This is a genomic window from Wenzhouxiangella sp. YN9 (genome assembly GCF_056324165.1).
This window is the reverse complement of sequence record NZ_JBJNIP010000028.1, coordinates 1-3,383: the sequence shown is the minus strand read 5'-3', so window position 1 is coordinate 3,383 and position 3,383 is coordinate 1. Positions and strand designations below refer to the sequence as shown.

Here is a 3,383-nt window from a genome sequence, read left to right as displayed (position 1 = left end):
GGCTGGTTGGCTGGTTGGCTGGTTGGCTGGTTGGCTGGTTGGCTGGTTGGCTGGTTGGCTGGTTGGCTGGTTGGCTGGTTGGCTGGTTGGCTGGTTGGCTGGTTGGCTGGTTGGCTGGTTGGCTGGTTGGCTGGTTCGGCTGGTTCGGCTGGTTCGGCTGGTTCGGCTGGTTCGGCTGGTTCGGCTGGTTCGGCTGGTTCGGCAGCCGAAAGATTGGGTGGACGGCAGTGCTGCGCCGGGGACGGGTGGGGCTGACAGGCTGGTCTGGCGACCTGGAGGTTTCTCCCAAAATTTTTCCCCATCTTGTTTGCAGGAGCGGTCTCCAGACCGCGAAAAAGCTTCGGCTCGGCACGGCCATTCGCGGCAAAGCCGCCCCGCCAACCCGTTCGTGCCAGCCAGCCAAGCAACCAGCACATCCACCCTGTCTCCCCGGACTTGGTCCGGGGCCTTCCGGGCGCTGACGCCATTATCAGAAAGCCCCCGGCTCAAGGCCGGGAATACCGTAGCTGATCGGCCAATGCGTCGTCAGGCGATTTTCTTTCGCTTGATTCCGAGCGTGTCCGCCAGGTATTCCCCGGTCCAGGATCCCTCCGTACGGGCGATTTCCTCGGGTGTGCCGGTGGCGATGATCTGGCCGCCGCCTTCGCCGCCTTCCGGCCCCAGGTCGATGATCCAGTCGGCGGTCTTGATCACGTCCAGGTTGTGCTCGATGACGACCACAGTGTTGCCTTCGTCTCTGAGGCGATGCAGCACTTCCAGCAGGTGCTTGATGTCGTGGAAGTGCAGGCCGGTGGTGGGTTCGTCCAGAATGTAGAGCGTATTGCCGGTGTCGCGCTTGGACAGCTCGCGTGCCAGCTTGATGCGCTGGGCTTCGCCGCCCGACAGCGTGGTCGCGCTCTGGCCAAGCTGAATGTAACTCAAGCCCACGTCCATCAGGGTCTGCAGCTTGCGCGCGATGGCCGGCACCGGCTCGAAGAATGCCAGCGCGTCTTCGACGGTCATCTCCAGCACTTCGTGAATGTTCTTGCCCTTGTAGGTCACCGAAAGGGTTTCGCGGTTGTAGCGCCGGCCCTGGCAGACGTCGCAGGCAACGAAGATATCGGGCAGAAAGTGCATTTCCACGCGGATCACGCCGTCGCCCTGGCAGGCTTCGCAGCGCCCGCCCTTGACGTTGAACGAGAATCGCCCGGGTTTGTACCCACGGGCGCGCGCCTCCTGGGTGCCGGCAAACAGCTCGCGGATGGGCGTGAACATGCCGGTGTAGGTGGCCGGGTTCGAGCGTGGCGTGCGCCCGATCGCGCTCTGGTCGATGTCGACCACCTTGTCGTAGAGATCCAGCCCCGAGTAGCGCTCGTGCGGCGACGGCGTCTCGGAGGCGCGGTTGAGTTCGCGCGCCAGCAGCTTGTAGAGCGTGTCGTTGATCAGCGTCGACTTGCCCGAGCCCGACACCCCGGTAACGCAGACGAACAAGCCGGCCGGCAGCTCCAGATTGACGTTCTTGAGGTTGTTTCCGGTGGCGCCCTGGAGTTGAAAAAGTCGCTTGCGGTCGGGTTTGTGGCGCTTTTTTGGCACCGCGATGGATTTTCGGCCCGACAGGTAATCGCCGGTCAGCGAGCCTTCGCAGTCAGCCAGGCCTTCGGGCGTGCCGCTGTAGACAATGCGGCCGCCGTGTACGCCCGGCCCGGGGCCGATGTCGACCACGTAATCGGCCGTTCGTATGGCTTCTTCGTCGTGCTCGACGACAATCACGGTATTGCCCAGATCGCGCAGGCGGAACAGGGTCTCGAGCAGGCGCGCGTTGTCGCGCTGGTGCAGGCCGATGGACGGTTCGTCAAGCACGTACATCACGCCCACCAGGCCGGCACCGATCTGGCTGGCCAGGCGAATGCGCTGCGCCTCGCCGCCCGAGAGAGTATCGGCCTGGCGGTCCAGGGTCAGATAGTCGAGACCGACGTTGACCAGAAAATGCAGGCGCTCGCGAACTTCCTTGAGAATCCGCCCGGCGATCTCACCGCGCCAGCCGGCCAGGTCCACCTGGTTGAAGAAGTCAAGGCAGCGCTCCACTGACCAGCTCGACACCTCCGGCAGCGATTTGTCGGCGATGAAGACATGACGCGCCTCGCGCCCCAGGCGCTGGCCGTTGCATTCCGGGCAGGCGCGCGTGGAAATATAGCGCGACAGCTCCTCACGCACGATGCGTGAGTCGGTCTCGCGGTAGCGCTTTTCCAGGTTGGGAATGATGCCCACGAAAGGGTGTTTGCGGGTCTGCGTGCCGCTTTCCGACAGATAGCGGAATGCGATCTTTTCCTCTCCACTGCCGTGCAGGATGATGTCCTGCACATCTTCCGGCAGCTCCTCGAAGGGCGTTTCGATCTCGAAGCGGTAGTGCCTGGCCAGCGACTGAATCAGCTGGAAATAGTATGCGTTGCGGCGATCCCAGCCGCGAATGGCGCCGCCGGCCAGCGACAGTTCGCGATTGGCAACCACCCGGTCGGGGTCGAAATACTGTTTGACACCCAGGCCGTCGCAGCTATCGCAGGCGCCGCTCGGGTTGTTGAACGAAAACATGCGCGGCTCGAGCTCGGACAGGCTGTAGTCGCACACCGGGCAGGCGTAGCGCGCCGAGAACAGCATCTGTTCGATGTCGCTGTCATCTTCGATGGGCGCAACGATTGCCAGGCTATCGGCGAGCGCCAGCGCCGTCTCGAAGCTTTCGGCCAGGCGCTGGGCCAGGCCTGCTCCGGACTCCGACCCGGTAGCCTCGCGCACCCTGAAGCGATCGACGACCGCCTCGATGGTGTGTTTCTTGCGCAGCTCGAGCGCCGGCAGCTCATCGTCCAGGTCGATGACTTCGCCGTTGACACGCGCGCGCACGAATCCCTGGGCGCGCAGCTCCTGCAACACCTGCAAATGCTCGCCCTTGCGGTCGCGCACAATGGGCGCGAGCAGCATCAGCTTGCTGCCCTCGGGCAGGTTGAGCACCGTGTCGACCATCTCCGAGACCGTCTGGGCGTCGAGTTCTTCGCCGTGCTCCGGGCAGCGCGGCGTGCCCACCCGGGCATACATCAGGCGCAGGTAGTCGTGAACCTCGGTAATCGTGCCCACCGTCGAGCGCGGGTTGTGGCTGGCCGCCTTCTGTTCGATCGAGATCGCCGGCGACAGGCCTTCGATATGGTCGATGTCAGGCTTTTCCATCATCGACAGGAACTGCCGGGCATAGGCCGAGAGCGACTCGACATAGCGCCGCTGGCCCTCGGCATAGATGGTGTCGAAGGCCAGCGACGACTTGCCCGAGCCTGACAGACCCGTGAACACGATCAACTGGTCACGAGGCAGCTCGACATCGACATTGGCCAGGTTGTGAGTACGCGCGCCGCGGACGC

General features: G+C 63.9%; 2 protein-coding genes. One reads left to right on the top strand and one right to left on the bottom strand.

The window, feature by feature from the left end:
• A partial coding sequence (locus ACEWQ0_RS00120; protein ID WP_476484121.1) for a hypothetical protein occupies nt 1-461 on the top strand: 461 nt, incomplete at its 5' end.
• 64 nt (nt 462-525) lie between these two features.
• Here ACEWQ0_RS00120 and uvrA read toward each other — a convergent pair.
• Nucleotides 526-3,383: excinuclease ABC subunit UvrA (uvrA, locus tag ACEWQ0_RS00115; protein ID WP_476484120.1), on the bottom strand; the 2,858-nt coding region annotated here is incomplete at its 5' end.